Here is a 25,139-nt window from a genome sequence, read left to right on the forward strand (position 1 = left end):
ATAATGAACAAATACTCGGGTTTTGGCCTATTAAAACACGGCCTAAGTTATCACGAGAACTGGCAGCGGGCATGGCGCAACCCCAAGCCGAAAGCTAAATACGATGTTGTTATCGTCGGTGGCGGTGGCCATGGTTTGGCGACGGCTTACTATCTCGCTAAAGTGCACGGTGTTACAAATATTGCAGTCGTTGAAAAAGGCTACTTAGGGGGCGGTAACACCGCCAGAAACACTACGATTGTGCGCTCAAATTATTTGTGGGATGAATCAGCGCATTTGTATGAGCATGCTATGAAATTGTGGGAGGGCTTGTCTCAAGACCTTAACTACAACGTCATGTTTTCGCAGCGCGGCGTATTGAACCTTGGCCACACGTTACAAGATATGCGTGATATTCAGCGCCGCGTAAATGCCAACCGCCTTAACGGTATCGATGGAGAGGTACTCGACACCCAACAGGTACAAGAAATTGTACCCATCATGGATTGCTCAGCCAATACCCGCTACCCCGTATTGGGTGCTTCTTGGCAGCCCCGTGCCGGTGTCGCCCGCCACGATGCGGTGGCTTGGGGCTATGCCCGAGCAGCGGACGCCTTGGGAGTTGATTTGATTCAGCAATGTGAAGTCGACGATATTATTACCGAAGACGGTGCTGCGGTAGCGGTACACACCAAGCAACACGGTCTCATTAAAGCTGACCGCATCGGTTGCGTGGTAGCGGGTAACTCAAGTGTATTGGCAAAAATGGCTGGTTTTAGCTTGCCGTTAGAGTCGCACCCTTTACAAGCGTTGGTATCCGAACCAATAAAGCCCATCTTAGATACCGTTGTTATGTCAAACCATGTACACGGCTACGTATCACAATCTGATAAAGGCGATTTAGTTATCGGTGCGGGTATTGATGGTTATAACGGTTACGGTCAGCGGGGCTCTTACTCCACTATCGAGCACACTGTACAAGCCATTATAGAGTTATTCCCAATCTTTAGCCGCGTACGTATGAACCGACAGTGGGGCGGTATTGTTGATACCTGTCCAGACGCTTGCCCCATTATTTCAGACACGCCGGTAGAGAACCTGTTTTTCAACTGCGGTTGGGGTACGGGTGGCTTTAAGGCAACACCAGGTTCAGGCCATGTGTTTGCTGCCACTTTGGCGAAAGGTGAAGCACATGAGTTAGCTAAGCCCTTCTCGATGTTCCGTTTTAACGACGGATCCCTAATTGACGAACACGGTGCCGCCGGTGTGGCGCACTAACTGAGGAGCAAGAACATGTTTTATATCTATTGTCCTTATTGCCAAGAGCACCGGGAAGAGGAAGAGTTTCACGCTGCTGGCCAAGCACATATCGCACGCCCAGCAGACCCTGATAACTGCACCGATGAGGAGTGGGGCGACTACCTTTACTTTCGCAAAAACCCCAGAGGTTTACACCACGAAATGTGGGTGCATGCTGCTGGCTGCCGCAAGTTTTTTAATATGACACGCGACACCCAGAGCTATGAAATAAAAGAAGTGTACAAGATGGGCGAGCAGCCACAGATTGTTTCAGAGCAAGATTCGATAGCGAGGGGTACAGCATGACACAGAACAACCGCCTTTCTAGCGGTGGCCGCATCGATCGCAGCCAACCGCTGACTTTTACCTTTAATGGCAAACAGTACCAAGGCTTTAAAGGGGATACCGTGGCGTCGGCTTTACTTGCTAACGGCGTTGATATCGTCGGCCGTAGTTTTAAATACAGTCGCCCACGGGGTGTGATTGCTGCCGGTGCAGAAGAGCCAAATGCGATACTGCAAATGGGGGCGACCGAAGCAACGCAAGTGCCCAATGTGCGAGCCACGCAGCAAGAATTGTTTGATGGCTTAGTGTGCCAAGTGACTAATGGCTGGCCCAGTGCCGAGTTTGATGTTATGGGTTTAGTAGGTAAAGCAGGGGGCAGCTTTATGCCACCGGGTTTTTACTACAAAACCTTTATGTACCCGCAGTCTATGTGGGACACCTACGAAAAATGTATTCGTAAAGCCGCGGGTCTTGGGCGTTCGCCACGGGAGAACGACCCCGATATTTACGATCACATTAACCAGCATGTTGACGTTATGATTGTTGGCGGTGGTGCTGCTGGACTTGCCGCAGCATTAAGTGCATCGCGCAGTGGGGCGCGTGTGATTTTGGCCGATGAGCAAGCCGAGCTAGGCGGTAGCTTGCTGCACGCCAGTGAGAGCATCGACGGCCGTCCCGCCTCAGAGTGGGCCGCAGAAGTGATTGCTCAGCTAGAAGCTTGTGACAATGTGCAATTATTGCCGCGTTCAACGGTTAATGGCTATCACGATCATAACTTCTTGACGATACACCAGCGCTGCACCGATCATCTTTTAGATTGTGCGCCTATAGGCCAGGCTAGGCAGCGTATGCATCGCGTGCGTGCCAAGTGGGTGGTATTGGCAACTGGCGCACATGAGAGGCCATTGGTGTTTGCTAATAACGATGTGCCAGGTTGCATGTTGGCCTCGGCGGTTACCACCTATATTAAACGTTATTCGGTAGTTCCGGGTGAGCGATTAGTGTTGATGACCACTAATGATAGTGCTTATCAAGCAGCCTTTGATTGGGCCGAAAGTGGTAGATTTGTGGTGGCCATAGTTGATACCCGAGCCCATCCAGGTGGCGATGTTATCGACGAGGCAAATAGGCGTGGCTTGAAGGTTATTGCCGGCAGTGCAGTGATTGAAGTAAAGGGCAGTAAACGTGTAACGGGCGTATCTGTATCGGCTATTAATCAGCTAGGTGATAAAGCGCTGGGGCCGGTAAAACATTTAACCTGCGATACCGTTGCTAGCTCAGGTGGCTGGAGCCCCGCAGTGCATCTTTCTTGTCATACAGGCAGTCGCCCGGTGTGGCGCGACGATGTTATCGGCTTTGTGCCTGGTAATAGCCAGCAAAAGCAGCTCACAGCAGGTGCCATTAACGGTACCGCAGCTCTTAGCACATGTTTGCAAGAAGGTTTTCAGGCGGGCCGTGAAGCCGCGATTAATGCCGGCTTTGATACTGTACCTAGCATTAGCTTACCCAAGGTTGATGAGCGGCATATTGGGGCGGCGATGGCCTTATTTCACATTCCGCATAGCAAGCCTACAAGCAGGGCGCCAAAACAGTTTGTCGATTTTCAGACTGATGTGACGGCAGCGGGTATCGAAATCGCCACCCGTGAAGGCTATGAATCTATCGAGCACGTTAAGCGTTACACCGCCATGGGCTTTGGTACCGACCAAGGCAAGCTGGGTAATATTAACGGCATGGCGATTGCCGCTAAATCGATGAACAAAACAATTCCTGAAACAGGCACTACAATTTTCCGCCCCAACTACACACCGGTTACCTTTGGCGCTGTTGCCGGCCGCCACTGTGGTGAGTTATTTGATCCTAAACGCTACAGCGCCATGCATAGCTGGCACTTAAAAAACGGTGCCTTATTTGAGGATGTTGGCTTGTGGAAACGCCCTTGGTACTTCCCGCAGGCGGGTGAGTCTATGCAAGAATCACTTAACCGTGAGTGTAAGGCGGCTCGTGAGGGAGTGGCCATCTTAGATGCCTCGACCTTAGGTAAAATCGATATACAGGGTAAAGATGCGCGTGAATTTTTAGGCCGTATCTACACCAACGCTTGGGCAAAGCTTGCCATCGGCAAATGCCGCTACGGCCTAATGTGTGGTGAAGATGGCATGGTGTTTGATGATGGTGTAACTGCTTGCTTAGCTGATGATCACTTTGTGATGACCACCACCACCGGCGGTGCCGCCCGCGTGTTGGAATGGTTGGAGCTGTATCACCAAACCGAATGGCCCGAGATGGAGGTTTACTTTAATACCGTGACCGACCAGTGGTCGACTATGACTATCTCTGGCCCTAACAGCCGCAAGCTGTTGTCGGAGTTGACGGGTGATATTGATTTAAGCCGCGATGCTTTTAAATTTATGGATTGGCATGAAGGCACGGTAGCGGGTGTGCCAGCACGTGTATTCCGTATCTCTTTTACCGGCGAGCTGTCGTTCGAGGTTAATGTGCCGGCTAACTATGGCCTTTATGTTTGGGAGAAGGTTTTTGAACACGGCGCTAAATATAACCTGACCCCTTACGGTACAGAAACTATGCACATATTGCGTGCCGAAAAAGGTTTTATTATTGCCGGCCAAGATACTGACGGCTCAGTCACTCCTATCGACTTAGGGATGGACTGGTGTGTGAGTAATCAAAAACCATACAGTTACATTGGTAAACGAGGTATGAACCGCGAAGATTGTTTACGTAAAAATCGTAAACAATTAGTGGGCCTTAAAACCAAGCGTAGTGATGTGGTTATACCCGAAGGTTCACAGGCGGTTGCTGACCCTAATGAGCCAGTGCCGATGACGATGTTGGGGCATATCACCTCTAGCTACTACAGCGCTTGTTTGGGCAGAAGTATTGCCATGGGCATGATACGCGATGGGTTCGAACGCATGGGGCAGACGGTTTATTACCCGCAGCCCGATGGTTCCGTTATCGAAGCGGAGATTTGCAGCCCAATATTCTTAGATCCGAAGGGAGAGCGTCAAAATGTCTGATGTTACAAATGTAGAAGCTAGTAGCCCGGTACAGGCTGGTGAACAGGCCGCTAAACCACAGGTGGCTGTGATGAACTTATTAGCTGGAGAAGGCCCGCGGGCAGACAGCCCCTTAGCTCACGCTGAGTTGGGGGCGATTGCCAAACAAAGTGATGCTAAGGGTGGGGTCTGCCTGCAAGAGCTGAAGTTATTGGGGCATCTTGTGTTACGGGGTGACCCTAACAATCAAAGCTTTGTTGCTGGAGTTACTAAGGTTTTAGGCGTTGCCTTACCGGCTGCTCTTAAAACTGAAGTGATTGGTGAGTTATCAGTGCACTGGGTTTCGCCTGACGAATGGTTACTTATTATGCCGGCAAAGCAGGCGTTTCAACTAGAGCGCGAGTTGCGCGCAGAATTAACAGGTCACTATGCCATTGTTAATGTCTCAGGAGGCCAGACGGTTCTTCGCCTAACGGGGCCAGATGTCGATAAAGTACTGTGCAAATCCACGCCTTATGATGTGCATGAACGTAACTTTCCGGTGGGCAAAGTGGTGACGTCGGTATTTGCCAAGAGTCAGGCAGTGATCAGTCGCTCGGGGGAGGAGGCCTGGGATTTAGTTGTTCGGCGCAGCTTTGCCGACTATCTGTGGCTATGGCTGCAGGATGCATCAGCCGAATATGGCTTACAGATTAAGGGGTAAGCCTTGAGCCCAGTTCTGATCTGGGCTGTCATTAGCATAGATCCCTAGCTGTTTATCAATAGGTCTCGCTGTTTGCCTGCTTTTGCAGGCTTTTTTTTGTTAGTTATATAAGATGATTCTAATTTAGGTTAATCTAATGTAGTATGGTAACTCAATAGGATTAGTGGTGAGGGCGATTTGTGTCAGAACAGGCTATTGATATTAGTAAGCTGGAACAGCACGCCCAAGAGGCAGCTGATCTATTAAAACAATTGGCCAATAAGCACCGCTTAATGTTGTTGTGCTTATTGATTGATCAAGAGTTATCAGTGAGTGAGCTTAATGCGCATACGGCGCTTAGCCAGTCGGCGCTGTCTCAGCACTTGGCTAGTTTGCGAGCTGCGGGTTTGGTGGCTACCAGGCGTGAGTCGCAAACTATTTATTACCGATTAAGTGGCGATGAGGCGATAAAAATCATCGCCGTTTTAAAATCTATTTATTGTCCGTAACAGGGCCTTAGGAGTCAGTGATGAATTATAAGCGTATAGATGCCAAGCAGTTTAAAGCGCTGCAAGAGACTAAGCCGCAGCTGTGTGTAGTAGATGTGCGCAGTGCCGCCGAGGTGAATAATGAATGTTTAGCAGGCAGCCTGCATTTGCCCCTGCATGATTTTAACGATAGCAGTTTAGCGCAGTTGTTAAGCAGTACAGAGCGCAGCGAGGGTGAGGATATTTACTTGCTCTGTGGCAGCGGCCAGCGCGCGCAGATGGCGGTTAGCCAGTTAGCTGATAAAGCGGAGTGTTGTGTCGTCGTTGAGGGTGGTATTGCCGCGTTAAAACAGGCCGGTGCAGCACTAGAGCAGGGTACTAGCAAGGTGATATCGCTGGAGCGGCAAGTGCGCATAGCGGCGGGCAGTTTGGTATTAGTGGGGGTAGTGTTGGGTAGCCAATTGACGCCGTATTTTTATGCTTTGTCGGCTTTTGTGGGGGCGGGCTTAGTATTTGCGGGTATCACCAACACCTGTGGTATGGGTATACTGTTGTCACGTATGCCTTGGAACCAGGCGAAGTAAATTTTACAACCACAAGTGTTAACGCAATGCCTATAGAGTTTGAACGTTACAGCAAAGTTTTTGACCGAGTTATGGTGGGCTTAAGCAAAGAGCGCCAAGAAACCAAAGAAATGGTGCGCACCTTTTTTGAAGCCCTAACCCAAAAACTGCCCAATGGTCGCAAGCCGGAAGCACATGAAATACGCGCAGCCATAGAGCAGCTAAAAGACGTGCATAAAATCGCGGCATTGTTGTTGCTGGCTATCACTCCAGGCAGTGTCGTAACTGTGCCTATGCTTTGTGCCTTTGGCCGTCGTTTTGGTATAGAGGTTTTGCCCAGCTCTTTTCAAAGTAATGAGCCGGCTTTGGCGCCCACCCCCGAGGCGCTGGAGGAGGCAGGCCAGCAGCTAGAGCAGGGTGTTATTGCAGAGGCTAAGCCCGAGCCCGAGCCCGAAGACACGCCGCCCTCAGTCTGAGCGGCTGCTGCCTATGCGCAGCTCCCCATCCTTAATATGAAACAGCGGCGTGTAGAGGTTGGCCAAATAAGGGCTAAGGCTCTCACCCTGCAGGTTATACAGCAGTTTATCGGCCCAGGCCTCTGAGGCCGAGTAATCACACTTAAACCCACCGCGCACCAGCTGGCCATGATGATAAAAATTATGGGGTATATAGCGTATGTGTATACAGGGTACGTGATAATGCCACCAGCGATTAGAAGGCAGCAGGTAATAGCCGTGGCGATATTGTAGTGCCAGCACCCTATAATTGGGGTGGGGTTGTGTTTTGTGGGGTGGATCAGATACCAGTGGGTTTTTGCTTAGCGCCTTGGCGTTTTGCTGCCTTATTGCTTGCCCAAGTAGTGCCCGTGGCATTTTTATAATCAGGTAGGCGCTATCGTTGCCCTTGTGTATATACAGTTGCTGGCTGCTAATGTCGGCTAGTGGGATGGCTAGGTACTTAGCTTGTCGGTTGAGTAGCAGCACGGCAATAAAGCCTATGATAAAAGCTACTATCAGCATTTCGCGGGGCCTGTTGACCAGCCAGCGTATGAGGCGCTGGCTGCCGCGGAGCAGGGGGCTAATGGCGGCTTTCATGTTAGTGCCGGGGTAGGGCTAAGCTAGCTGTTTTTATCGTCGGTACCCATATAAATCGCTAAGGGGTCTTGGGTGGGGGCGCTTTCAAAGCAGCTTAACGAGTTAAAAAACAGTGAGAACAACTCGGCCTGCGAGTTTACATCCAGTTTTTTATAAATATGTTTGCGGTGGCGGCGTAGGGTTTCTATAGAAATATTCAGTTTTTCAGCCGCTACATCGGTGCTACAGCCTTGTAGGGTAAGGCCTAGTACGTCTTTTTCACGGCCGGTTAGCAGTGAGCGGCCAAACAGGTCAAAGGCCTGGTTGATATTTTTTTCAAAGCCGGGGGCGACATAGCTTTCATCCACGGCCCTTTCAGCCAAATTGGTTAGCTTGGCATGTTGCAGTGCCAGCTCTCTAATTGTGGGCTCTATAGCGCGGAAAAAATCTAGCTCTTGTTCGCTAAAACGCGGCGAACCTTGGTTGCGCATCAGGGAAATTTGCAGGGAAGTGCCTTCGTCCAAATCTATCATAAAGGCGATTTCATCGGCGGTATCGCACTGGGCGTAATAGCTGCGGTAGTAATCGCTTTGTTGAAAGCCTCTAACACTCAATTCGGTCATGCGGTACAGCCCTTCGGGCTGTTGGTTATTAACAGCAGCTAAGTAAAAAGGGTCTAGCTGGTAGGAGCCGTCTATATAGTTATCTATTTGTGCGCGGCGTTCTTTTTCGTTGATCTGAAAATACAGTGCCTTGGGGGTAAGGTCGCGTCTATAAAGCCAGACCTGCGGATAATCTATAGCGACAGACTGAGCCAGCTGTTTTAGCAGTTCTGGGAAAAAATTATCAGTGGTTAGCTCGGCTATGGCTTCAGCCAGCTGTTTGTTCCATGCCTCTAATGCCGGGTTAGCGAGGGGGGGCTGGGTGCTCATAGTATAGGGCTCCTAGTAAAAAACAGGGCGCTATAAAGAGTGTTATTTATGAATAAGAGTGTAATACATCGCATGATTGGTCTCATTTAGAAGCAAGCAATTTACGCTGCCAGCTTTTTAAAGTCAAACTTACATTGCGCTGGCATATACCCAGTTTGGGTCATATTGCGCGTCATTTAATGACAGCTTGATAAAAATAATTGAGATCAGTAAGGCTTAAGAAAGGTCTTTAATTTCAGGGGCTTAACGGGGGGTTTTAACTGCTTTTTCGGCCTTTTTATAGGCTGGGCGGCCGGTAGTATGCCCTAGCTTGGGTATATAAAAAGGCTTTGGGCTGAGTATACTGAGCGCTCTTAGATTAAGATCCATGCGATTTTTTTAATAGATCGCTAGTAAAGCTTTTTAGCCATGAGTTAATAACCAGCTATGCTAAGTTTATTAACTCATTGCGCAGGTAAGCGAGTATGAGTTCATGGATTTCTTCGTAATATTATTAAGGTGAAGATATGGATACGAAACAAATGCAACAAGATGCTAAAGACCATTTGTGGATGCATTTTACCCGTATGGGGACGTATAAAAAACAAGATGTTCCTGTTATTACTCATGGTGAAGGTTGCTATGTGTATGACACTAACGGCAAAAAATACATAGACGGCTTAGCTGGCTTATTTACCTCGCAATTGGGCCACGGCCGTAAGGATATAGCCAAGGCTATAGCCGAGCAAACTGAAAAGTTAGGCTTCTTTCCTATTTGGAGTTATGCCCACCCCGGCGCTATAGAGTTAGCCAAGCGTATAGCTGACTACGCCCCCGGTGATTTAAACCGTGTATTTTTCACTAGTGGTGGCGGCGAAGCAGTAGAAGCCGCGTGGAAATTAGCGCGTCAATATTTTGCAGAAATCGGTGAGCCTGGTCGTTATAAAGTTATTGCCCGTAACCTGGCATATCACGGTACTAGCTTTGGTGCATTGTCTATAAATGGTGGTGCAACTATTAAGGGTGTATTTGAGCCTTTAGTGCCTGGTGCTCGCCACGTAGAAAACACCGGCTTATACCGCAGCCGTCACGCGGTAAACTGCGACAACATGGAAGAGTTTGCGGAAGAGTGTGCGTTGGATATAGAACGCGCCATAGAGTTTGAAGGCCCCGATACAGTAGCGGCAGTATTTCTTGAGCCCATACAAAACGTGGGTGGTTGCTTGTTACCGCCTGAGGGTTACTTTAAGCGTATACGTGAAATCTGTGACAAGTACGGCGTACTATTGGTTTCTGACGAGGTTATCTGTGCCTTTGGTCGTCTAGGTTATATGTTTGGCTGTGAGCGTTTTGAATACATGCCTGACATCATCACCTGTGCTAAAGGTATCACCAGTGGTTTTGTACCTATGGGTGCCATGATCACCAGAGACTTCTTAATGGAGCCTTTCTTGGATGACGACAAGATTTTCTTACACGGCTCTACCTTTGGTGGCCACCCTGTTGCCTGTGCGGCAGCCTTGGCTACGTTAGATGCTTTTGAAAAAGAGAATATTCTAGAAAACGTACGCAATAACGAAGCGCTATTTAAATCTGAGCTCAATAAACTAACCGAGCTACCTATAGTGGGTGAAGTGCGCGGTGCCGGTTACTTCTACGGTATAGAGCTGGTTAAAGATAAAGCCACTAAGCAGATGTTTACTGAAGCAGAGTCAGAAGCCATCTTGTTTAAGTTTTTATCACCACGCCTGTATGAAGAAGGCCTGATGTGTAGAACCGATGACCGTGGTGAGCCGGTAGTGCAATTGTCACCACCATTAACAGCTGGCCCTGATGAAATACGCGAGATGGTAGATATTCTATACCGTGTTATTTCTGAAGCCGTTGAAAAAGTAGAGGCCCTAAAGGCAAAAAAGCCTGAGGCACTCAGCGCCTAATAAACGTTTGATCAAAACAGTGCTGCAATAAAATAGCACTAACAAAAAAGGCAAGCCGTGTTTACAGGGCTTGCCTTTTTTTATTGCTGCTGCAAATAGCTGTGGGCCATGGCAGCTTAGTAGTAGCGTAAATCTTCTACCTTGCCCCAAAACACGCGGTAAGAATACAGGGTGTAGGCAAAGATAGTGGGCACCACCACAATCGCGCCCCAAAAAATAAAGTTTAGCGACTCCGCCGCCGCCACTGCCTGCCATATGGTTAACTGGCCCGGTACTATATAGGGGAAGAAGCTAAAACCTAAGCCAAAAAAACTCAAACTAAAAATCAATATGCACATAATAAAGGGCAGGCTTTGGCGCTTGCCGCGGTGCAGTGTCATACGCTTTAGCATTAAGTAGCAGGCTATAAATAGCGTGATACAAATCACCGGTATAGGCAGTAACAGCAGCGCGTGGGGCATTTCAAACCATTTGTCGTATACCGAGGGGTAGAGTAATAAGTTAAAAAATGATGCCAAGATAATCCCTATAAAGGCTATGCCTAGGGTGTGCTTGCACTGCTGTATGGCTTTGCGCTGTAGCTCACCTTCGGTTTTCATAATTAGCCAGGCCGAGCCTATAAAACAATAGGCCGCACTGACCCCCAGGGCGCTGAGCATAGCAAAGAGATAGCCGTGCAGTGATTGGTCAAAGCCATTCACATACATACCCAGCATATAGCCCTGTGCCAGTGAGGCCAGCAGCGAGCCGCCCTTAAAGGCTTTATCCCAACTGGGTTTGTGGCTAAAGCTGGCCTTGGCTCTAAAATCAAAGGCTACCCCGCGCAAAATTAAACCGATTAGCATAACTGCGGCGGGTAAATACAAGGCCTTTAAAATCATGCTGTGGGCGCTGGGAAAAGCGATAAGCAATAAGCCTATGGCCAATACCAGCCAGGTTTCGTTGGCATCCCAAAAGGGGCCTATAGAGGCGATCATGGTATCGCTATGCTCTTGGTGATTGAGCGGCAGCAAAATGCCTACCCCCAAATCATAGCCATCGAGTATGGCGTACATTAATGTGGCTAGCCCCATAAGGCTAACAAAAATAATTGCCAGCGTGTGTTGATCAAGCATGTGAAGGCTCCTTATTGTTTGGGCTAAGCTTGCCGTGTTCTTCGTCGCTAATTTCTTCTATCTCTATGGCGCGGCGTGCCATTACAAAAATAGTGTGCAAGTAGGCAACCAATAAAAAGGCATACACAATAAGATACATAGCTAGTGAAATGCCCACATTAGCTGGGGCTATATCGGTGGCGGCTTCGGCAGTGGTTAGTACCCCCGATACCAGATAAGGTTGGCGACCAATTTCGGTTACATACCAGCCTGCCAGAGTGGCCAGCCAGCCGGAAAAGCTCATGGCGACTAAGGTTTTTAGCAACCAGCGCGGCAGCATAGGTTTGCGTGCCAGCTGTATTCTTGCGCACCAGGCTACGGCTATCATTAATACCCCTAAGCCCACCATCACCCTAAAGGCAAAAAATACGGGTTTAACTGGCGGGTGCTGGCCTTCAAATTCATTCAGCCCTTTTATTTCGCCCTCTAAATCGTGGGTTAAAATAAAGCTGGCCATTTTGGGTATGGCAATTTCAAAATGGTTGCGCTTTTCTTGTTCGTCGGGGATGGCGAATAATAATAGCGGCGCACCTTTTTCGGTGTGCCATACCCCTTCCATGGCAGCGATTTTTTGTGGTTGATGCTCTAGGGTGTTAAGGCCGTGAAAGTCACCGACCAAAGCCTGCATGGGCGCTAAAATCATTGCCGCGGTTAAGCTAACTTTTAAGGTTAGCCGTGGCGCCCGTTTAACATCTCCGCGCAATATGCGGTAAGCACTGAGGCCAGCCACTAAAAACGAAGCTGTTAATGCCGAAGCTAACAACATATGGCTAAAGCGGTAGGGAAAAGATGGGTTAAAAATGATGGCTAGCCAATCGGTGGGGTACACCACGCCATCACGCAGCTCAAAGCCAGTGGGGGTTTGCATCCAGGAATTAAGCGATAAAATCCAAAACGCAGATAGGGTGGTGCCCAAGGCAACTATGGCCGTAGCTAGGGTATGAATTTTAGGCGGTACGCGTTTAATACCAAACAGCATAATGCCTAAAAAGGTTGCTTCTAAAAAGAATGCGGTGAGCACCTCGTAACCCAATAAAGGGCCGGCTATATTGCCCACTCGTTCCATAAAACCTGGCCAGTTAGTGCCAAATTGAAACGACATGGTAATACCGCTAACCACGCCCAGGGCAAAGGTAAGGGCAAATATTTTTACCCAAAACCTATAGGCGCGCATCCACACTGGGTCGCCGGTTTGGTCGTAACGTATTTTAAAAAATAGCAAAAACCAGCACAGGGCAATGGTGATAGTGGGAAATAAAATATGAAAACTAATATTGGTCGCAAACTGTATGCGCGACAATACTATCGTATCTAACATGGCTAGCTCCGCTCATTAACACAAGACACTTGCCACCGAGGTGGCGGAAAAGAAAAAACGTAGGTGGTAGGCTTACTTGCGACTGGAGTCGCTAAGCAGCTTGGCTTTCATATCCAGCACTTTACCCACGCCTGCACCCAGCTTCATTAGGGTGTTGAGCTTTTCTGGGCTCATAGTTTGCAACTCGGCAGCCCAGTGGGTGATGGTTTCCAGCAGGTCGTGTATTTCACGCATTTTTTCTTGGGCGTAGGCCTCTTGCTCATTAGCGGGCTCATCTAAAATGGTGGCGCGCAGCAGCGATAGGGTGGGGTCCATCTCGCGTTTGCGACGCTCTTCAAATACGCGCTGGGCCATCTCCCAAATACTCCCGGCCGGGCCGTAGTAGTCTTTGCGGTCGCCGGGTATATGATGCACCTGTACTAAGCGCCAAGACTGCAGCTCTTTAATACCCATGCTGACATTGCCGCGGGAAATATTAAGGGTTTCCGATAAGGTCGTGGCACTTAGCGGCTCGGGCATAATAATCATCAGCCCATACATTTGCCCTATGGTGCGGTTAAAGCCCCAGCGGCTGCCCATCTCGCCACAGTGCATCACAAAGCTTTCGATTTTGGAGGTCATTTGCATGGTGCTTAGCGCTCAACTTATAAAGTTTCAGAAATTTCTGAAACTTTATAAGTAAGGCTGATTTAAGTCAATGCTTTTCTGTGTTGGCTGGCCATTAAATTTCGCTATGTGCGGCTATGCAGGCAGGGGAGTAACAGATTAAGCTGACCTTAAAAGCACAACACAGCCTAGGCTGGGTGAACTTTTAGTGCGGTTAATTTGTCTTATGGTTTTAGTTTTAGCAAAGGTGTTTAGCTTGTTATGAAGAAGTCTTCTGTGCTGGGTTTGATTGTTGTTGTAGTGGCGCTAGTGGCAGCGCTGTCGTATTGGCAATTGCAGCAAGGTGTGGAACCAAGCAAGCCGCCAGCCCCGCAACTGGCCCCCGAGCCTGAGCCCGCGCCTGTAATGCGCAAAGAGCCCGAGGCCCTTGAGCCCGTCGCTGAGCCTGAGCCAGACCCCAATGCAGACCTATTGCCGCCACCGGTCAGCTTGGATAGCAGTGACGAAGACGTTAAGGCCTTGGCCGAGTCCCTTGCTCCCTCATTAAAAGCCTGGCTACAACCCCAGCAACAGCTGCGCAAATGGGTGGCCACGGTAGATATGATGGCCGACGGCAGCTTCCCCCGTAAATACCCAGCATTGGTCTATCCCTTGGGCAAGTTTGAAGTTGAAAAAAACAATGGCGTATTGCGTGCCAGCGAGTCTAACAATAAGCGCGTCGACGCTTTAGTGAAGGCGGTAACGGCCATAGACCCGCAATTACTGGCCCGGTATTACCGTTACTGGCAGCCGCTATTAGATAAGGCTTACAGCGAACAGGGCCGCTCAGAGTTGTTTTCAGATCGCTTGATGAAAAGCATAGAGCGTATTATCACCCTAGAGCCCGCGCCACTGCGCGCCGAGCTGGTACAGCCCCATGTGTTTTACCGCTACAAAGACGAAGCCTTAGAAAAACGCAGCGACCTGGATAAAATGATTTGGCGCTTAGGTCGCGACAATCAAAAGGCTTTGCAGGCGTTTTTAACGGAGTTTAAGCAGCAATTATAACGGCTAGGGCTATAGTAGCCTGGACTTTGCCGCGGTTATTTAGAGCTGGAGATTTAGCAGCTCTTTAGCTCTCAGCACTACCGGCATATCCACCATCTTGCCTTGAAATTCTATAGCCCCTAAGCCTAATTCTTCGGCAGCTGCAAAAGCTTCAATGAGTTTGTGCGCATTTTCAATTTCATCGGCAGTGGCTGCCAGCCCGGTATTGATTATGCCTACTTGCTTAGGGTGTATGCAAAAGGCACCCACCATGCCCAGTTGCTTGGCTATGCTGATAGCAGCGCTAAAAGCTTCACTGTTGTTGTAATCTGCAATAGATCCCGGAAAACCCAGTGGGCTAATGCCCGCACGGCGACAGGCAAAGGCGATCATTTGGCTAGGTAGCATTAGTGTGGTGGTATTGGGGCGCATATAGGCTGTAGCACAAAAGTCTTCCGAGCCTAAAGTCATGGCGACTAACCTTGGGTGGGCTGTGGCGATCTCGTCTAGTCTAGGTAAAGCGTCTACCGATTCAATTAAGGCTAGCAAGCGTGTGTGGCCAGCAGTCATATTATTAAGCGTCTCCAATTCATCAACTTGCTTAGCGATTGTTTGTATGTCTGTTGCTGATTCCACTTTAGGTATGACTAGCGCATCAACATGAGGGCTGATGGCTGCTATTAGATCTTTTGTTACATGATCTACGTCTTGATTAATACGTACCAAGGTGGCGGTGCCAGCTTTTTGTAGTTTTTTTGCGGCGTTAATAAGTTGTTCGCGTGCTATTTTTTTTTGACTGCTAGGTACGCTATCTTCCAAATCTAAAATAATCGCATCGGCACCGCGTGTGTGGGCTTTGTCTATAAGTTGCTGCTGATGGCCGGGTACGAATAGCAGCGAACGCCAGCCGGGATATACCGGATTATTAGCACTCATGATCAAGCTCCGCCGTTATTTGCATGCACAGAGCATTGTCTTTATCTATAGTCCACAAATGTAACACTCGGTTTTGCAAGCAGCCCTGTAATTTAAAGGGGTGAATATCAAAGGTGGGGCGTAGCGCTTTAAAATTAAAGCGTTTGATTTTTACCTTAGGGTAGTACTGAGCTGCAGCATTTAAAAGTAGCGTCACTAGCAAGGGGCCGTGTACTACTAGGGCGGGATAACCTTCCTCTTCCATAGCGTAATTTCTATCGTAATGTATACGGTGTGCATTATAGGTAAGCGCCGAATAGCGAAACAGCAGCACTTGATTGGCGCTAAAGTCTAGCGAAAATTCTGCGTTATGGTTGGGTGATTTGGCAGCTGGTAGCGGCGATCCAGGTGGTGGTTGCTGCCGGTAAACAATAGACTGAGTTTGTCTGATACAAAGCTCTTGTTGTTGAAAGGTTTCGTGCCCCACAGTCACAAAAGCTAACAGGCCAGTACTGCCCTCTTTGATATTAATTTCTTCAATAGTAGATTTACGTTTTGCTTCTACACCTAGGGTAAGCGGTTTAATGGTTTCAACTTCGCCTGCTGCCCACATGCGTCTAGGTAAGGGGACAGGGGGTAAGAAACCGCCTTTATTAGGGTGGCCATCAAGGTCTGTTAAAGATGATTTCGGTGTATCTAGAAAATACAACCAGTCCCAAAAAGCGGGCAGTGCTGCGCCTTGAGAGGGGGAGTAAGAGTGATCTAGCGCTGCAGCTAGAGCTTGGGCAGAAAATGGGTTCAGGTTATCTTTTTTAACTTGGGTTTTGCCTACCCAGCAATTTAAATGCTCGATATTGATAGCCGTCATAGCAATCCTCGCTTGTTATTATTGTTTTAGCTGGTTAGTTATTATGCGCTGTTAGCTTGCCGCAATTATGCCTTTGTCATGTAATTTCCCAATCTGGCTACTGTCTATGCGCAGTATTTCCGATAATATTTCATCGGTATGCTGGCCTAGGGTGGGGGCGGGTTGTGCGGGTAGCCGATCAAACAATGAAAAATCCCAAGGTGCACCAGCGGCAAGGTAGCTGCCTACATTTGCTTGTTCTATGTTATTAAACATGGGATTGTTGGTAGAGCATTCGGGGTCGTTAGCAACTAATTCATTAATAGATTGGTAGCGGCTCCAGCAAACCCCGTGTTGATTAAAGCGGGATTGAATAGTATTAAATGTTTGTGCGGATATATAAGCCTCTAGGCATTCAGCTATTTGTTCACGGGCGATAAACCTGTCACCTTCTTGAGAGAAATCTAAGTTTAGCTGTGTAGCTAAATCAAGCATTTGTTGCTGGCTATCCGTGGCTAAGCATAATGACTGCCACTGTTTAGGGGTTAAACCTATCACCATAATGCGGTGGTGATCACTGGTAACAAAATCACGCCCAAAAGCGCCAAATAAATAATTACCATAGCGAGGGCGCTGCTCGCCCAATTGAGCTTCGGCAATAAACCCTAAGTGGCTCATGGTAGCCATGGCAGCATCGGCTAAAGCCAGTTTTATATGCTGGCCTTCTTTATTAATGCGTCTATGGCGTTCGGCGGCTAATAAGCCTAGGGCTGCCATTTGCCCGGTAATACAATCCCATGCGGGTAGTACATGATTAGTTGGGTCTTGGCTTTGCTCGCTACCCGTAAGAAACGGAAGGCCCATGCTAGGGTTAACCGTATAGTCCACTGCTGAGTTACCGTGGCGGTCCCCCTGAATAGTCAGCTGAATTAGGTCCGGCCTATGCTGTTTAAGCTCTTCGTAGTCTAACCACCCCCGCGCTGGGAAGTTGGTTAACAGCATGCCAGCGTTATCACCTTCAGCGCTTATAAGTTGTTTTGCCAACTCTGCTCCTTCAGGTGTACGAAAGTTAATGGCGATAGAGCGTTTTGATTTATTTAGCCCGTTCCAAAATAAACTGACATTGTGCTTGGTAACTGGCCAGCGGTGATAATCTAAACCGCCATTAATTGCATCTATACGAATGACGTCGGCTCCTAGTTGCGCCAGCGTCATGCCCCCCAGAGGTGCTGCCACAAAGGCAGAAGCCTCAATGACGCGCATACCAGTAAGAATATTTTTCATTCTTTATCCCTGTATTTTTATAAAATTATTAGCTCGGGCGTAGTATTTATTAATGCTGCTAATTGTTTTTGAGCAAGAATAGAGTAGTTAAAAAGGGCAGTCTATATAAGCTGTTCTTATTTCGAGTATTGATAAGGGGAATAGTGGGGTGGTTTTAAATGGCTGTTTAAAAATCAAAATCACCAGTTTTCCGTAACTTTGAATGTATTTCGTAACTTTTATAGGCTTGTTTGGCGTTTTAAAAGCTGTTAGGTGATTAAGATATTTGATTGTAGTTTTTTTTCACAACTACATTATTTCAGTATTTGCTACTAGTTAAAACAATTGATCAGGTATGTGGTTTAGGTGGTTTTTTAAGAAGTTAGTCGTTTTTTTGTGGGTTTTTTAGTTGTGTTTTATTTTTACATTAAAAAAAATCGGTTTTTGTGAAATATTACCAAAAGTAAATTTGTTGCTAGTCGGAGTTTGCAGTTTAAAAAATACCTGGGCTATAGTCTATCGGTCTGGTGGAAACAGGGTGTTGATGTAATTTTATTTTGTCTAAAAATTATAAAACATCCTTGGTTACCAGCAGTGTTTGAATAACTACTTAAAACAATAATTAATAAATAAGGGTTATTACATTGTCCGATAATTCAGCCGTTTCGTTTTTATACGCAAAAGAAATTCTCTCTAAGGGGCAGCAGTGCCTCTCTAAAGCTTATGCCTATATTAAGTCGCAGTGTATGGATGGCGAGGGTAAGTTGTCATCTGAGTTGCTGGATAATTATCAATACAGCGCTTATGAGTTGGCTTATTGCTCGGCAGAGTTTTCAGCTGCCAGCTTTTTGATTGATTATGCTGAAAAGCTACATAAACAGAAAAGCGGCGGCCAAGACATTATTTACGAACAGCGTATAGCTATGATGTTTTGTGCTGAGGTAGTGCAAAATGCGCGCTCTAAGCTCTCCCTGCGGTTACTTGATTACGGCATATCAGCTGCATTATATGAGCAAACATTAAATCACCCAGAGCTAAACTTATTTTGCCAAGAGCAATTACAAACTTGCCATTACGTCGCACTTGGTGAGCAGCTGATACAGCAAGAAGGTTATATTGCTGATCCCCAGTTAGGGGAAGATATCAATATTATGCGCGAGGCTTTTCAAAAATTCAGCACTGATGTGGTGATGCCTTTAGCAGAGCATATTCATCGTGAAGACTTACTGGTCCCCAATGAAATATTACAGCCTTTGGTGGATATGGGCTGTTTCGGTCTTTCCATACCAGAGCAATATGGTGGCCTACAGGCCGATGGCGAAGAAGATACTATGGGGATGATAGTGGTCACAGAGGAACTGTCACGCGGATCCCTGGCTGCAGCAGGCAGTTTAATTACTAGGCCAGAAATTTTATCCAGGGCTTTACTGGCTGGAGGTACAGAAGCACAAAAACATTATTGGTTACCCAAGTTAGCCAGTGCCGATCCGTTTTGTGCAGTAGCGATTACCGAGCCAGACTATGGGTCGGATGTAGCTAGCATGAAATTAAAGGCCGAGCGAGTAGCAGGTGGCTGGTTGCTCAATGGTGCAAAAACCTGGTGCACTTTTGCTGGTAAAGCTGGTGTGCTATTGACCTTGGCGCGCACCGACGCCGATAGCAGTTTAGGCCATCGTGGTTTAAGTATGTTTTTAGTCGAAAAACCCGCTAGCGATGGCCATGAATTTCGTTATCAACAGCCCAGCGGTGGCGTACTTAGTGGCAAGGCTATAGCCACCATAGGTTATCGCGGCATGCATTCGTTTGATGTTTTTTATGATCAGGTATTTGTGCCCGATGACCATTTGCTAGGTGGTGATGCAGGGCTGGGCAAGGGGTTTTATTACACCATGGCCGGTTTTTCCGGAGGCCGTATTCAAACAGCGGCGCGTGCAAATGGTTTAATGCAGGCCGCCTTCGAGCAGGGCATGAACTACGCCAAAGAGCGCAAGGTGTTTGGTCACGCTATTGCCGATTATCAATTAACGCAAGTGAAGCTGGCCAGAATGGCCATATTGCTCACTGCATCCAAACAATTTACCTATGCCGTTGCCAGACTTATGGATGCAGGAAAAGGGCAGGTAGAAGCCAGTTTAGTAAAACTGTTTGCCTGTAAAACTTCAGAATGGTTATGCCGGGAGGCTATGCAAATTCATGGTGGTATGGGTTATGCCGAAGAGTCAGCGGTTAGCCGCTATTGGATAGACTCTCGCGTGCTTTCCATTTTTGAAGGTGCAGAGGAAACTCTAGCATTAAAAGTAATAGCGCGCTCAATGATTGAAGCCGCCGACGTTGAATGACGCAGCAATGTCGCTAGTTGGTGGATATCACAGTGGATAAGTCTATGAAGAATAAAAAACCGCATCTCATTTACGATGACCAGGGCAAGGCCGTGAGCGACCGCCCCTGGATTTTTAGAACCTATGCTGGGCATACCAATGTTTGGGAAAGCAACCAGCTATATCGTAGCAACCTGGCCAAAGGACAAACAGGTTTAAGTATAGCCTTTGATTTGCCCACACAGTGCGGTTATAGCTCCGATCATGAGATTGCCAAACCCGAAGTAGGTAAGGTGGGTGTGCCAGTCAATTCACTGGATGATTTTCATGTGCTGTTCGACCAAATTCCTATCGATAAAATGAACGTGTCTATGACGATTAACGGCACGGCAATGTGGTTACTGGCATTGTATATTGCTTTGGCAGAAGAGCGCGGTATTGATATTTCGACATTAAAGGGAACCACACAAAACGATTTAATTAAAGAATACCTGGCCAGGGGAACTTATATTTTTCCACCCGAAGATTCAATTCGCCTAATTGTAGATATGTATGAATACAGCTTACAGCACATACCTGACTGGAATGCCTCAAATATTTGTTCCTACCACCTGCAAGAAGCTGGGGCAACGCCAGTACAGGAACTAGCATTTGCTTTAACTACCGCTATTACCGTGCTAGATGCCATTAAAGAGCGAGGCTGTTTTAGTGCGCAGGAATTTGAGCGCTGTGTTGGCCGTATATCATTTTTTGTAAACGCCGGTATGCGTTTTGTTGAAGAGCTATCAAAAATGCGTGCCTTTGTGGAAATGTGGGATGAAATAACCCGCGATCGCTATGGTATTAAAGACCCTAAATACCGACGTTTTCGCTACGGTGTGCAAGTAAATTCACTGGGGCTCACCGAAGAACAGCCGGAAAATAACAGTTGGCGCATATTAATTGAAACCTTAGGTGTGACTCTAAGCCGTAAAGCACGCTGCCGGGCATTGCAGCTGCCTGCTTGGAATGAGGCCTTGTCATTGCCGCGTCCTTGGGATCAACAATGGTCGTTGCGCTTGCAGCAAGTACTGGCTTATGAAACCGACCTATTGGAATATCCCGATTTATTTGATGGCTCCCATGTTATCGAATCAAAAGTTAAAGACTTAAAAGAAAAAGCCTACGCCGAAATTTCTAACATAATTGACATGGGCGGCGGTATGGCGGCGGTAAAAAACGGCTATATGAAGTCGGCTTTAGTGAAGTCACAAAGTGAGCGTATTGATAGGCTGGCCAAGGGTCAACAGATTGTAGTGGGGAAAAACAAATGGCTTGAGGGTTTGCCTTCGCCATTAGTGAGTGGTGATGATGGCGGCATTTTTAAAATTGATGTTAATTCAGCACAAAAAACTATAGAGAGTTTAAAAAACAGCCGTCGCAGCCGTGATGCTCAGCGCGTTGCTGAATCCTTGGCAGTATTAACTGCCGATGCTGAGCAGGGCAATAATCTGATGCCTGCTTCTATAGAGTGCGCAAAAGCACGGGTAACCACAGGGGAGTGGTCAGCAACTTTACGTAAAGTATTTGGTGAGTATAGGCCGCCCACGGGCGTTGATGGTCAGGCTATGGAAATAACAACAAACAGAGGTGGCGTACAGAATAAAATCAATCGTTTTGTCGAACAGTACGGCTACCGACCTCGCATGGTAGTGGGGAAGCCAGGCTTAGATGGTCACTCTAATGGTGCTGAAATGATAGCTGTAGCTGCACGTAATGCTGGTTTTGATGTGATCTATTTTGGAATACGCATTAGTGCTGCAGAAATTGTACATTCCGCAATTGAGGAAAATGTTGATGTAATAGGCATATCACTCTTGTCGGGCTCGCATAATGAGATTGTTGACCAGCTAAGCGCTGAATTAAATAAAGCCCATGCAGATATTCCTGTGGTGTTAGGCGGGATTATTCCCCAGGCAGACATCGCAAACTTAACTGCAAAAGGCATTAAACGTATTTACACACCTAAAGATTACGATTTGATGATGATTATGGATGACATTATGGATGTCATTAATGAGCATAAATTATCGCCATGTGGGTGAGCTTATATGCCTGTTAGCGCTTGCCAAACAGATTTACAGCAACCTATTAGTGAACATTTACTCAGCCTGCTTGAGGCTGCTGTTAGTTTAGAAAAGTGGCCTATAGCAAAACTAATATCGCTATTTGAGGCAAATACAGAGCAAGGGTTTATACAGCGGCATCAACTGATGGCGTATATACAGCAACAGCCCAAGTTAGCCTCACGCAGAGCTTATATAGTTGGGGTAACGGGTGCCCCCGGTGTGGGTAAATCTAGCCTTATAGGCGAGCTGTGTTTGCAGTTATTAAAGCAACAACCCGGCGCTGCAATTGCTGTCTTGGCTATAGATCCTTCCAGCCATAATAGCGGCGGGGCATTGCTGGGCGACAGAACACGAAGTTTGTTTCCAGTAGGTGAAAAACGGCTTTTTTTTCGCTCACAATCCTCTGCCTTAGATTTAGGCGGGCTGAGTAGAAAAACCTTTCAAGTCACGCGAATATTACAGTATTTGTTTGATTATATTGTTATTGAAACAGTGGGGGTTGGCCAAAGTGAAGTTGAAGTAGCCAAGTTATGTGATCACAGCTTTTTTGTGATGCAGCCCTTAGCTGGCGATCAGCTGCAATTTATAAAGTCAGGGATTATGGAAATGCCTGATAGCTTTATCATCAATAAATGTGATGAGCAGCAGTACGCTGAACAGAGCCTACAGCAACTCGAAGCCAGCTTGCGTACTACGCGGTCATTGCTTAAAGAGGGTGAAGAGTCTGTGATCCCCCCCGTTTTTTTAAGCAGCAGTGTAACTAAGCAGGGATTTAAAGACTTGGCTGATTATATCACCGGCTTATCAGTAAATGAGGGCAATAGAAATAACACCAGCAATAAAGAGAACTATTTTATAGCTAAGTGGGTGCGTTATTTGTATGGCGAATACGGCTATAACATTTATATAAATAACGTGGCAAACAAAGTAGATGGCTCTATGAGTTATGAGCAAAAGCAGTTGTTATTTAAGCAAAGTATAGATAACAAAAATTCGCTAATAAGCGTACCAAATCAATAAAACAGTCATTATGGCTTAACTAGGAATGAGGGTATAACAATGAAAAAAGAACTCTACGACATTGGTGTAGCGCCACCACTAGGGGAAGTTCCAGCTAAAATGCACGGTTGGCTAATTCGGGCTGATAGATTTGGTGAGCCTATTAAGGCTTTTAAAAAAGAAGTTATAGACACCCCAAACATAAGTGAAAATGAGGTGCTGGTTTATGTGATGGCAGCCGGGGTTAATTACAATAATGTTTGGGCGGGTTTAGGGATGCCTATCGATGTAATTGCAACCAGAAACAAGCAGGGTGAGAGCGAAGATTTTCATATAGGCGGCTCCGATGCTTCAGGTATTGTTTATAAAGTGGGCAGTGCCGTTAGCAATGTAAAAGTTGGTGACGAGGTAGTAATACATTGTGGCACTTGGACTAAAGAGTGCGAGATGGAAAAAGCAGGTAAGGATCCCATGTACGACTCCTCTTTTCATATATGGGGGTACGAAACTAATTACGGCAGTTTTGCCCAGTTTACTAGGGTTCAATCCCATCAGCTATTGCCTAAGCCTAAACACCTTAGTTGGGATGCCGCAGCTGCCTATATGTTGGTAGGGGCTACGGCTTATAGGATGTTGATGTCATGGGCACCCAATAACGTAAAAAAAGACGACGTGGTTTTGGTGTGGGGTGGTGCAGGTGGTTTGGGTTGTATGGCTATACAAATTGCCAAAGCCATGGGGGCAAAGCCCATTGCGGTAGTTTCATGCGAATCAAAAATTGAATATTGCATGCAGTTGGGAGCTGTGGGCTGTATAAACCGTAATGATTTTGACCACTGGGGTATGTTGCCCCACTGGGATGATGAGCAGGCCTATAACGACTGGGCTAAAGGTGCGCGTAAATTTGGCAAGGCTATTTGGGAAATTATTGGCGAAAAGCGCGGTGTAGATATTGTTTTTGAACACCCGGGTGAGGCCACCATACCAACATCTATATTTGTCTGTGAAACGGGGGGTATGGTGGTGATTTGTGCTGGCACCAGTGGTTACAATGCAACTATGGATTTGCGCTATCAGTGGATGCGTCAAAAACGTTTTCAAGGTTCACATTTTGCTAATGATGAGCAGGCCATTGGCATCAATAATTTAGTGATGGAAAAAAAGGTCGATCCCTGTTTGTACAAAACATTTAACTACGACCAGCTGCCGGACGCTCACCAAATGATGTACGAAAATAAACATGCTCACGGTAATATGTCAGTTTTGGTGGGGGCAACTGATTTTAATCAGGGGGTGAAAAGCCATTAGGCAACTTTAACTTGATTGGGTATGCAGAGCAGGGCAGCTAAGCGCTAGGTCTGTAAAACAAAAATAGCCGGCTGTAATATGAATCAGCAGCCGGCTTATTTAGCTGTTGCGGCTATAGTTAAAGGGTGTCTATGAATCGCACACATGACAAGCGAAAAGAATAAAAAGGCAGTTTTAAACACAGTAATCTCCTTGTTTTGTTATTTTTAATAATAGTTACTCTTTGGGTATAATTTTTGATATCTCCTTTATAAGTGATAAATGTTTCAAAGTGATTTCTTTTTCAATAGAAGGGATAAACACAAATACTTCTTCATGTTCTGGGTATTTAAAATAAGTAGCAAAGGCTGTAAACGGGGAGTGTGTTGTTTCATCGGTTTTATACGTAACGCTTATGTGTGACATTTCTAGCGTTAAATGCATTACAGAATCACGAATTTGAGTACATTTAACTTTCTCTACTTCACAATAATCCATGCCTTCATCACCATCAGCAGCACATAGTGTTTCTGCCATTCTTGAAGCTATAGCAGGTATATAATTGGTTGAAGCTTTCCCTACATTTCTCCAGTAGGGATCAATGTCAAATTGACGTATGTTTGCAATATGCTCATCATTCTTATAAATATATATGTAGTTGGTGCCTGATCTGTAGGTAATGCCAGATGTTTCCGGGATTTGGAATCTATTCAGCAGGAAATGTTCACTAGTAGAGGATAATACTGCAAGTGAGGAAAAAAAAAGAGCGCAATAAGGAATTTCATAAAAGAATATTACCTTGTGTTATGGGGGGGGCTCCGGTCCGCATGGACGAAAAGATTCACATGGAGACTAAATCTTGTCAAGCTCCGCTGTGTCAGGATAGTTATGGTCTCAATCAATTTATAACTAAAAGGGATGTGTTAAGTCATTATAATGCAGTATCAACACCATTCAAGCCAGTTTAAGGAGGCAGTAGCAAAGCGACATAACCAAAGCAACATGTCTGTCAGAAATTTTCCCAGCAAGAAAGCTTTAATCTTTCAGTAATGTATGACCTT

At 46.7% G+C, this 25,139-nt stretch carries 22 protein-coding genes; 13 read left to right on the forward strand and 9 right to left on the reverse strand.

Features of this window, described 5'->3' with window-relative positions; all coding sequences use genetic code 11:
- Positions 1–3: 3 nt before the first annotated feature.
- The 7 genes from NO559_RS12030 to NO559_RS12065 all read left to right on the forward strand — a co-directional run bounded on the left by NO559_RS12030 (position 4) and on the right by NO559_RS12065 (position 6,792).
- Positions 4–1,257 (forward strand): sarcosine oxidase subunit beta family protein, encoded by a 1,254-nt coding sequence (locus NO559_RS12030; protein WP_258332092.1) that lies wholly within the window; start codon positions 4–6, stop codon positions 1,255–1,257.
- Positions 1,258–1,272: 15 nt separating this feature from the next.
- Positions 1,273–1,584, forward strand: a complete 312-nt coding sequence (locus NO559_RS12035) for a sarcosine oxidase subunit delta (protein WP_258332093.1) — start codon at positions 1,273–1,275, stop codon at positions 1,582–1,584.
- Positions 1,581–4,604, forward strand: a complete 3,024-nt coding sequence (locus NO559_RS12040; RefSeq protein WP_258332094.1) for a sarcosine oxidase subunit alpha — start codon at positions 1,581–1,583, stop codon at positions 4,602–4,604. Before NO559_RS12035 ends, NO559_RS12040 begins: the two co-directional genes overlap by 4 nt.
- Entirely contained in the window at positions 4,597–5,286 is a 690-nt protein-coding gene (locus tag NO559_RS12045; protein ID WP_258332095.1) for a sarcosine oxidase subunit gamma, read from the forward strand. The genes NO559_RS12040 and NO559_RS12045 overlap by 8 nt, the downstream gene beginning before the upstream one ends.
- A gap of 179 nt (positions 5,287–5,465) precedes the next feature.
- Entirely contained in the window at positions 5,466–5,774 is a 309-nt protein-coding gene (locus NO559_RS12050; protein WP_258332096.1) for a metalloregulator ArsR/SmtB family transcription factor, read from the forward strand.
- Between the two features lie 20 nt (positions 5,775–5,794).
- The gene (locus NO559_RS17000; RefSeq protein WP_309149073.1) at positions 5,795–6,337 is read left to right on the forward strand and encodes a rhodanese-like domain-containing protein; all 543 of its coding nucleotides are present in this window, start codon (positions 5,795–5,797) and stop codon (positions 6,335–6,337) included.
- Positions 6,338–6,363: 26 nt separating this feature from the next.
- A complete protein-coding gene (locus tag NO559_RS12065) occupies positions 6,364–6,792 on the forward strand; it encodes a hypothetical protein (protein WP_258332097.1) in 429 nt (142 codons plus the stop codon).
- On the opposite strand, the gene NO559_RS12070 is transcribed toward NO559_RS12065, so the two are convergent.
- Positions 6,784–7,410 (reverse strand): hypothetical protein, encoded by a 627-nt coding sequence (locus tag NO559_RS12070; RefSeq protein WP_258332098.1) that lies wholly within the window; start codon positions 7,408–7,410, stop codon positions 6,784–6,786. The genes NO559_RS12065 and NO559_RS12070 overlap by 9 nt on opposite strands.
- Before the next feature lie 23 nt (positions 7,411–7,433).
- Entirely contained in the window at positions 7,434–8,321 is an 888-nt protein-coding gene (locus NO559_RS12075; protein ID WP_258332099.1) for a helix-turn-helix transcriptional regulator, read from the reverse strand.
- A 506-nt stretch (positions 8,322–8,827) separates the two neighbouring features.
- On the opposite strand from NO559_RS12075, the gene NO559_RS12080 reads away from it, so the two are divergent.
- Complete coding sequence (locus NO559_RS12080; protein ID WP_258332100.1) at positions 8,828–10,237, forward strand: aspartate aminotransferase family protein; 1,410 nt, start codon at positions 8,828–8,830, stop codon at positions 10,235–10,237.
- Positions 10,238–10,353: 116 nt separating this feature from the next.
- Here the strand turns inward: NO559_RS12080 and cydB are convergent, their stop codons facing one another.
- The 3 genes from cydB to NO559_RS12095 all read right to left on the reverse strand — a co-directional run bounded on the left by cydB (position 10,354) and on the right by NO559_RS12095 (position 13,336).
- On the reverse strand, positions 10,354–11,352 hold the full coding sequence (gene cydB / locus NO559_RS12085; RefSeq protein ID WP_258332101.1) for a cytochrome d ubiquinol oxidase subunit II: 999 nt from the start codon (positions 11,350–11,352) through the stop codon (positions 10,354–10,356).
- Positions 11,345–12,709 (reverse strand): cytochrome ubiquinol oxidase subunit I, encoded by a 1,365-nt coding sequence (locus NO559_RS12090; RefSeq protein ID WP_258332102.1) that lies wholly within the window; start codon positions 12,707–12,709, stop codon positions 11,345–11,347. The genes cydB and NO559_RS12090 overlap by 8 nt, the downstream gene beginning before the upstream one ends.
- A 72-nt stretch (positions 12,710–12,781) precedes the next feature.
- The gene (locus tag NO559_RS12095; protein WP_258332103.1) at positions 12,782–13,336 is read right to left on the reverse strand and encodes a GbsR/MarR family transcriptional regulator; all 555 of its coding nucleotides are present in this window, start codon (positions 13,334–13,336) and stop codon (positions 12,782–12,784) included.
- 240 nt (positions 13,337–13,576) lie between these two features.
- Between NO559_RS12095 and NO559_RS12100 the strand changes: the two genes are divergently transcribed.
- Complete coding sequence (locus tag NO559_RS12100; protein WP_258332104.1) at positions 13,577–14,362, forward strand: DUF3014 domain-containing protein; 786 nt, start codon at positions 13,577–13,579, stop codon at positions 14,360–14,362.
- A 39-nt stretch (positions 14,363–14,401) separates the two neighbouring features.
- Here NO559_RS12100 and NO559_RS12105 read toward each other — a convergent pair whose 3' ends face one another.
- Genes NO559_RS12105 through NO559_RS12115 form a run of 3 tightly spaced genes read right to left on the reverse strand, consistent with a single transcriptional unit; the run spans position 14,402 to position 17,387 of the window.
- A complete protein-coding gene (locus tag NO559_RS12105; RefSeq protein WP_258332105.1) occupies positions 14,402–15,277 on the reverse strand; it encodes a CoA ester lyase in 876 nt (291 codons plus the stop codon).
- The gene (locus NO559_RS12110; protein ID WP_258332106.1) at positions 15,267–16,124 is read right to left on the reverse strand and encodes an acyl-CoA dehydrogenase; all 858 of its coding nucleotides are present in this window, start codon (positions 16,122–16,124) and stop codon (positions 15,267–15,269) included. Before NO559_RS12110 ends, NO559_RS12105 begins: the two co-directional genes overlap by 11 nt.
- 51 nt (positions 16,125–16,175) lie before the next feature.
- On the reverse strand, positions 16,176–17,387 hold the full coding sequence (locus NO559_RS12115) for a CoA transferase (protein ID WP_258332107.1): 1,212 nt from the start codon (positions 17,385–17,387) through the stop codon (positions 16,176–16,178).
- A 623-nt stretch (positions 17,388–18,010) separates the two neighbouring features.
- Here NO559_RS12115 and NO559_RS12120 point away from each other — a divergent pair.
- From NO559_RS12120 to ccrA, 4 genes are read left to right on the forward strand one after another with little or no spacing between them, the layout of a single operon-like run.
- The gene (locus tag NO559_RS12120) at positions 18,011–19,705 is read left to right on the forward strand and encodes an acyl-CoA dehydrogenase family protein (protein ID WP_258332108.1); all 1,695 of its coding nucleotides are present in this window, start codon (positions 18,011–18,013) and stop codon (positions 19,703–19,705) included.
- A gap of 44 nt (positions 19,706–19,749) precedes the next feature.
- Positions 19,750–21,768 (forward strand): protein meaA, encoded by a 2,019-nt coding sequence (locus tag NO559_RS12125; RefSeq protein ID WP_258332109.1) that lies wholly within the window; start codon positions 19,750–19,752, stop codon positions 21,766–21,768.
- A gap of 6 nt (positions 21,769–21,774) precedes the next feature.
- Positions 21,775–22,812, forward strand: coding sequence for an ArgK/MeaB family GTPase (locus NO559_RS12130; protein WP_258332110.1), 1,038 nt, complete (start codon positions 21,775–21,777; stop codon positions 22,810–22,812).
- A gap of 39 nt (positions 22,813–22,851) precedes the next feature.
- Entirely contained in the window at positions 22,852–24,099 is a 1,248-nt protein-coding gene (gene ccrA / locus NO559_RS12135) for a crotonyl-CoA carboxylase/reductase (RefSeq protein ID WP_258332111.1), read from the forward strand.
- A 216-nt stretch (positions 24,100–24,315) separates the two neighbouring features.
- Here the strand turns inward: ccrA and NO559_RS12140 are convergent, their stop codons facing one another.
- Positions 24,316–24,615: a hypothetical protein gene (locus tag NO559_RS12140; RefSeq protein WP_258332112.1), complete on the reverse strand. Its 300-nt coding sequence runs from the start codon at positions 24,613–24,615 to the stop codon at positions 24,316–24,318.
- Positions 24,616–25,139 lie beyond the last annotated feature (524 nt).

Origin of the sequence: Dasania sp. GY-MA-18 (assembly GCF_024734385.1) — a bacterium.
Classification (GTDB): Bacteria; Pseudomonadota; Gammaproteobacteria; order Pseudomonadales; family Dasaniaceae; genus Dasania; species Dasania phycosphaerae.